Below are 6,252 nucleotides of genomic sequence, written 5' to 3'. Positions count from 1 at the left end.
GGACGCCGCCTCGCACGCCGCGTACCCGTCGCCTCCGGGCAGCCCGAGGGCCGCCGCCGCGGGCACGATCGGCACCACCTCGAACGGCCGCGCGCCGACCGGGAACCCGTGCCCGCGTTCCGCCAGCCACCGCACGACGCCGTCCGCCGGCGACAGCCCGCCATCGTCCAGCACCAGCGCGTGCACGTCCCGGTCGAGCGTCGACGGGTCCAGCAGGTCCAGCTCCCGCGTGCCGACCGGCGCGCCCCGCACGTCCACGCCGGCCACCGCGCCGGCGGGCGCCAGCAGCACCGCGACGCCCGGCACGCGCCCGAGCAGCATCAGTTCATGACCGCTTCGACCAGCGTCTCCTGCACCCACGTCAACCAGTGGTAGACGCCGAGGTGCGGCGAGCGCGGGTCGTCGGGCGGCAGCTCGTCCGGCATGTCCTCCTGCACGTCGAGCGCCGTGCCCAGGGCCAGCCGCACGTCGTTCAGCGCCGACAGCCACGCCTCGGCCTGCTCCAGCCGCAGCCGGACCTCGCCGCCGTCGGGCGGGCACGTCTCCAGCACCACGGCCGCGACGCCGGTCTTCAGGTCCAGCAGCTCCGGCTCGTGCAGCGAGCGCAGGGCGTTGGCCGAGTCGACCTCCGCCGGGTCCGGCGCGTCCGGGTCAAGCCGGTGGAAGTCGGGCAGCAGCCGCCCCAGGATGGGGTCGTCGGGCGGCGACGACGGGCCCGTGCGGATGCCGGTCAGCTCCGCCAGCTCGTCCTGCGGCGCCTCCTCGGCGCGTGCCAGCAGCATGTCCTGGATCTGGCTCACCAGGCCGCGGACCACGGCGGCCTCCTGCCGGTCGAACCGGCCGAGCACCTGGTCGCCGGTGCGGGTCCACTTCTTCACGACGAACGCTGCATGGTCGCCCAGAGCCCGGCCGCGTGCAGCTTGGCCACGTCGGCCTCCACCTTGTCCTTGCTCCCCGACGACACGATCGCCCTGCCCTTGTGGTGCACGTCCAGCATCAACTTGGTCGCGTGGTCGCGGCTGTAGCCGAACAGCTTCTGGAACACGTACGTCACGTAGGACATCAGGTTCACCGGGTCGTTCCAGACCAGGGTCTGCCACGGGCGGTCCTCGGTGCGGACCTCCTCGCCGGCCGGGTCAACCTGCGTCCGCTCATGCTCGACGGGCGTGGTCATACCGCCAATGGTGTCATGTTCCGGTGCGTGGCGGAGCCCACAGGTCCGCACACGGCTACGGGCCTAGGCTTTGCTCCCATGTCGACGTCGCTGTTCACCGACCACTACGAGTTGACGATGCTCGCCGCGGCCCTGCGCGACGGCACCGCCGACCGGCCGTGCGTCTTCGAGGTCTTCGCCCGGCGGCTGCCCGAGGGCAGGCGGTACGGCGTGGTGGCCGGCACGGGCCGGGTGCTCGACGCGATCGCCGACTTCACGTTCGCCGAGCGCGACCTGGAGCTGCTGGAACGCACGGACGTCGTGGACCGGGACACCCTGTCGTGGCTCGCGGACTACCGGTTCACCGGCGACGTGGACGGCTACCCGGAGGGCGAGCTGTACTTCCCCGGCTCGCCGATCCTGTCGGTGCGCGCGCCGTTCGGCGTGGGCGTGGTGCTGGAGACCCTGGTCCTGTCGATCCTCAACCACGACAGCGCGATCGCGTCGGCGGCGGCCCGCATGGTGGGCGCGGCGAACGGCCGGCGGATGATCGAGATGGGCTCGCGCCGCACGCACGAGGAGGCCGCGGTGGCGGCGGCCCGCGCCGCGTACCTGGCGGGCTTCACCGCGACGTCCAACCTGGAGGCCGCGCGCCGCCACGGCATCCCGACCGCCGGCACGTGCGCGCACGCGTTCACCCTGCTGCACGACAGCGAGGAGGAGGCGTTCCGGTCGCAGGTCGAGGCGCTGGGCGTGGACACCACGCTGCTGGTGGACACCTACGACATCACCAACGGCATCAAGACCGCCGTGCAGGTCGCCGGGCCGTCGCTGGGCGCGGTGCGGATCGACTCCGGCGACCTGGGCGTGCTGGCGCGGCAGGCGCGGGACCAGCTGGACTCGTTGGGCGCGAAGAACACCCGGATCGTGGTGTCGGGCGACCTCGACGAGTACGCGATCGCGATGCTGCGGGCCGAGCCGGTGGACGCGTACGGCGTCGGCACGTCCCTCGTGACGGGTTCCGGCGCGCCGACCGCGGGCATGGTCTACAAGCTGGTCGAGGTGGACGGTCGGCCGGTCGCGAAGCGCAGCTCGCACAAGGAGTCCCGCGGCGGGCGCAAGGAGGCGCTGCGGCGGCACAAGGAGACCGGGACGGCGCTGGAGGAGGTCGTGTACCCGCACGACGCCCGGCCCGAGATGGGCGCGCACGACCGGCTGCTCGCCGTGCCGCTGATCCGCGCTGGACAACGGGTGGACGGCCTGGACACCCTGGCGGAGAGCCGGGAACGGCTGCGCGCCGCGCTGGTGACCGTGCCGTGGGAGGGCCTGAAGCTGTCCCGCGGCGAGCCCGCGATCCCGACGACGTTCCTGTGAGCCGGCCCGGTGGCCGTGCCCGGTGAGCAGGCGGAGCCCGAAGGGGGCCTCATGAGCAAGGCGCTGATCGTGGTGGACGTGCAGAACGACTTCTGCGAGGGCGGCTCCCTGGCCGTGACGGGGGGCGCGGCGGTGGCGGCGGCGATCTCGGCGCACCTCCGCGAGTCGTCGTACGACCACGTGGTGGCGACCCGCGACTACCACGTCGACCCCGGCGCGCACTTCAGCGAGACGCCGGACTTCGTGGACTCGTGGCCGGTGCACTGCGTGGCCGGCACGGCGGGCGCGTCGTTCCACCCGGAGCTGGACGTGACGGCGGTGGAGGCGGTGTTCTCCAAGGGCGCGTACGCGGCGGCGTACTCGGGGTTCGAGGGCGAGTCCGGGTCGGGCGAGCAGCTGGTGGAGTGGCTGCGGGCGCGCGGGGTGGAGCGGGTGGACGTGGTCGGGATCGCGACCGACCACTGCGTGCGGGCGACCGCGCTGGACGCGGCGGGCGCCGGGTTCTCGACCACCGTGCTGCTCGACCTCACGGCGGGTGTCTCGCAGGCGACCGTGGACAGCGCGTTGGCGCAGCTCGGCGATGCCGGTGTGACGCTGTCCGGCACGCCCCGCGTGGGCTGAGGGCCGGGCGCGCCGAAACCGGGCACCCCGACCGGTCGGTTCGGGGTGCCCGGCGCCGGAGGGGTGTCCGGTTCGGCCAGGGGTGTCGGGCTCGGCCAGAGGTGCGGGGCTCGGCCAGGTGTCGGGCTCGGCCCGGCGGGCGTCGGGCCTCGGCCTGCGGGTCTCGGCCTGTCGGCGTCGGGTCCGTCAGGGGGTGGGCGAGCAGGCCGTCGCCCCGAGGACCACCTCGCCGCTGACGGTGGACGCCGGGGTGAACCTGATGTGCAGCAGGTTCATCGCGATGCCGCCGTCGTTCGGCTCGGGCAGGGTCGTCTCGCCGAACGTCGCCGTCGCGAGCACCGTGCCGTCGCCCTTCTTCACCTCGTGCACGTGGTTCGCCGGGATCTGCTCGGGCAGCCCGGGGAAGCCCCGCAGGCCGCCGATCGACCAGGCCGCGCTCGTGCCGGACTCGGTCCCGGTGCAGGTGACCTTCCACTTGCCCACCCGCAGCCGCGGGCCGCCGAGCGACACGAGGGCGGACAGCTCGAAGTCGGCGCCCTCCGCCTCGGACGTCGTGGTGGTCGTGCCGCTCGCCTCGTCCACGACCGCCCTGGTGCACGTGGACGTCCCCGCGCCGAACCGCACGCCGGTGCGGACCGCGGGCTCGGACGTGGCGGAGGTGGTCCCGTCCACGGCGCACGGCGCCAGCGGCGCGACGCTGACCTGCGTGCCGGCCTTGGTGAACGCGGCGGAGCCGACGGACGCGACGCCCGCCGGGTTGGCCGCCCACGCGGGCGGGGCCGCGACCAGGCCGAGCACCAGCGCCGCGGTCACCGCTCCGACCCGGCGCGCTCGGATCTGCTTCATGGTGTCGCCCTTCTGCTCTTCCTCGTGGAGGACTATCGAACTCCGGCGCGTCGCGGGTAATGCCCGTTGCCCGCACATCACCCGCACGAGTAATGAGCGATACACGGTCGAGTGAGAAACAGCGGAGTGCAACTCAGCACGGAATGCGAACCGGCAAGGGCGCGGTGGCGAAATCGCTCGGCAGGCCCACCAGTCGTTCCAACGCCCCGCGCACCCGTGACGCGGCACAGCCGTCGCCGAACGGGTTGCGCCCGAGCGGCAGGCGCAGCCGCGAGCCGAGCACCCAGCCGGCCTCGGCGATGATCCGGATCGGGTCCGTGCCGACCAGCCAGGCGCACCCGGCCTCGACGGCGGACATCCGCTCGGTCGTGTCGCGCAGCACCAGCACCGGCACCCCGAACGACGGCGCCTCCTCCTGCAGCCCGCCGGAGTCGGTGAGCACCAGGGCGGCCCGGCGCAGCGCGCGCACCAGGTCCGAGTAGTCCAGCGGCCCGGTGACGACGATCCGGTCGTGCCCGCCCAGCACCTCGCGGACCGCGGCGGCCACCCCGGGGTTGGGGTGCGCGGGCACCAGCACGCGCACGTCGGGGTGCCGGTCGGCGATCGCCCGCACGGCGCGCAGCACCCGTTCCAGCGGCTCGCCCCACGACTCCCGGCGGTGCGCGGTCACCAGCACCAGCCGCTCGGAGCGCTCGTCGAGGACGCGTTCCAGCAGCGCGACGCCCGGGTTCCGGGCGGGCAGGTCGGCGGCGGCGACGCGGCGCACGGCGTCGACCACGGTGTTGCCGGTGACCACGATCTCGCGGTCCGGCATGCCCTCGCCGACGAGCGCGGCGGCGGCGTCGTCGGTCGGGGCGAGGTGCAGGGTGGCGATGCGGGCGATCATCTGCCGGGTGCCCTCCTCGGGGAACGGTCCCGCGAGGTCGCCGGTGCGCAGGCCCGCTTCGAGGTGCGCCACCGGGATGCCGCGCCAGAACGCGGCGAGCGCGCCCGCCAGCGCGGTGGTCGTGTCGCCCTGCACGAGGACGACGGCGGGGTCGCGGGTGCGCAGCACCCGGTCGAACGCCGGCACCAGGCCCGCCAGGAGTTCCGCCTGGCTGCCGGTGGCGCGCGGCACGTCGAGCGCGACGTCCGCGCGCAGGCCGAACGAGCGCAGCGCCGGTCCGACCATGCCGCCGTGCTGTCCACTGTGGACGATGACGGGCCGGAGCACCGGGTGGTCGGCCAGGGCCAGGGCCACCGGTGCGATCTTCACCGCTTCGGGCCGGGTGCCCGCGAGCAGCAGGACTTCCTTCACCTTGCTCCTTCCTCACGCTGGGGTGCGGCGCCCCGGAGCGCGCCTGGGGCGGGCGCGCTCCGGGGCACACGCGCGCTACTCGTCGGCCGCGGCCCGTCGCCTGCGGGCGGAGTGGGCCAGGAACAGCCCGGCGACCAGGAGGACCACCCCGGCCACCACCCACCACGCCACGCCGGCGCCGGTCGCCGCCAACGAGCCGATCCCCGTGCCCACCGCGATCCCGCTCCCGGGAACCCGGTACACGGCTCAGACCGCCGCGATCTCGCGCCGGCGGCGGATGGCCACCGCGGCGACGGGCACGCCGACCAGGGCGAGCAGGCCCAGGCCGAGCCACAGCCCCGCGCCGGAGGCCATCGGGATCGGCAGGCCCGCGGGGCCGCAGGTGGCGGACGACACCACCAGGTCGCCGGCGCCGACCGAGCCGAGCGCGCCGCCGATGAGGGTGAGGTGGAGGGCGTTGACGGTCAGGCTGCCGTCGGCGTTGCGGACCTGCTCGTTGAGCACGAGCCTCGCGATGTCGACGCCGAGCAGCTCGACGTCGACGGTGGTGTTGGGCGCCGGGTCGGCGTCGACCGTGCCGAGCCTGCCGAGGTTCAGCCCGACCAGCTTGGACGTGCCGACGAGCCCTTTCTGGGTGGCCGAGCACTCGGCTTCCACGACCTCGGCGGACACACCGCCGGTGAAGGACCGGAGCAGGTCGAGCCGCACGTCGGCGGCACTGGCCCGGGACTGGACGGCGCCGGTCTTCTCGTCGCGCGACGCGGACGTGGCGAGCACGCCGGTTCTCAGGACCTCGGGCAGGTCCACGCCCGCGAACGTGCTTGTGGTCGGCCCGTTCGCGTCGGCGGCGGCGAAGGGGCCGGCCGACACCGCGTCGCTGCCCAGCAGGGACAGGTCGAGCTTCGCGCCGTAGGCCGAGGCGTCGCCGGGCGCCGCCGAGGCGGGCGCGGCCCCGACCACC

At 74.7% G+C, this 6,252-nt stretch carries 8 protein-coding genes and 1 pseudogene; 2 read left to right on the top strand and 7 right to left on the bottom strand.

The window, feature by feature from the left end; translation table 11 throughout:
* From ACFQ3T_RS33535 to clpS, 3 genes and pseudogenes are all read right to left on the bottom strand, one after another.
* Positions 1–321 (bottom strand): annotated as a pseudogene (locus ACFQ3T_RS33535) (peptidase S58, DmpA); the annotation flags it as partial.
* Positions 321–878: a DUF2017 domain-containing protein gene (locus tag ACFQ3T_RS33530; protein ID WP_380729671.1), complete on the bottom strand. Its 558-nt coding sequence runs from the start codon at positions 876–878 to the stop codon at positions 321–323. The gene ACFQ3T_RS33530 and the pseudogene ACFQ3T_RS33535, both read right to left, overlap by 1 nt.
* Positions 875–1,174 (bottom strand): ATP-dependent Clp protease adapter ClpS, encoded by a 300-nt coding sequence (clpS, locus tag ACFQ3T_RS33525; protein ID WP_033438448.1) that lies wholly within the window; start codon positions 1,172–1,174, stop codon positions 875–877. Before clpS ends, ACFQ3T_RS33530 begins: the two co-directional genes overlap by 4 nt.
* A gap of 78 nt (positions 1,175–1,252) precedes the next feature.
* On the opposite strand from clpS, the gene ACFQ3T_RS33520 reads away from it, so the two are divergent.
* A complete protein-coding gene (locus tag ACFQ3T_RS33520) occupies positions 1,253–2,527 on the top strand; it encodes a nicotinate phosphoribosyltransferase (RefSeq protein ID WP_380729669.1) in 1,275 nt (424 codons plus the stop codon).
* A gap of 51 nt (positions 2,528–2,578) precedes the next feature.
* The gene (locus tag ACFQ3T_RS33515) at positions 2,579–3,148 is read left to right on the top strand and encodes an isochorismatase family protein (RefSeq protein ID WP_380729667.1); all 570 of its coding nucleotides are present in this window, start codon (positions 2,579–2,581) and stop codon (positions 3,146–3,148) included.
* Between the two features lie 186 nt (positions 3,149–3,334).
* Here ACFQ3T_RS33515 and ACFQ3T_RS33510 read toward each other — a convergent pair whose 3' ends face one another.
* From ACFQ3T_RS33510 to ACFQ3T_RS33495, 4 genes are all read right to left on the bottom strand, one after another.
* On the bottom strand, positions 3,335–3,994 hold the full coding sequence (locus ACFQ3T_RS33510; protein ID WP_380729665.1) for a hypothetical protein: 660 nt from the start codon (positions 3,992–3,994) through the stop codon (positions 3,335–3,337).
* 133 nt (positions 3,995–4,127) lie between these two features.
* Entirely contained in the window at positions 4,128–5,291 is a 1,164-nt protein-coding gene (gene wecB / locus ACFQ3T_RS33505) for a non-hydrolyzing UDP-N-acetylglucosamine 2-epimerase (protein ID WP_380729663.1), read from the bottom strand.
* 75 nt (positions 5,292–5,366) lie between these two features.
* Positions 5,367–5,534: an LPXTG cell wall anchor domain-containing protein gene (locus ACFQ3T_RS33500; protein WP_380729661.1), complete on the bottom strand. Its 168-nt coding sequence runs from the start codon at positions 5,532–5,534 to the stop codon at positions 5,367–5,369.
* Between the two features lie 3 nt (positions 5,535–5,537).
* The gene (locus tag ACFQ3T_RS33495; protein ID WP_380729659.1) at positions 5,538–6,251 is read right to left on the bottom strand and encodes a choice-of-anchor P family protein; all 714 of its coding nucleotides are present in this window, start codon (positions 6,249–6,251) and stop codon (positions 5,538–5,540) included.
* Position 6,252: the final 1 nt, after the last annotated feature.

The sequence above is a fragment of the Saccharothrix hoggarensis genome (genome assembly GCF_042678885.1).
GTDB lineage: Bacteria > Actinomycetota > Actinomycetes > Mycobacteriales > Pseudonocardiaceae > Actinosynnema > Actinosynnema hoggarensis.
The sequence above is the reverse complement of the archived record's forward strand: the minus strand, read 5'-3'. Positions and strand labels throughout refer to the sequence as shown.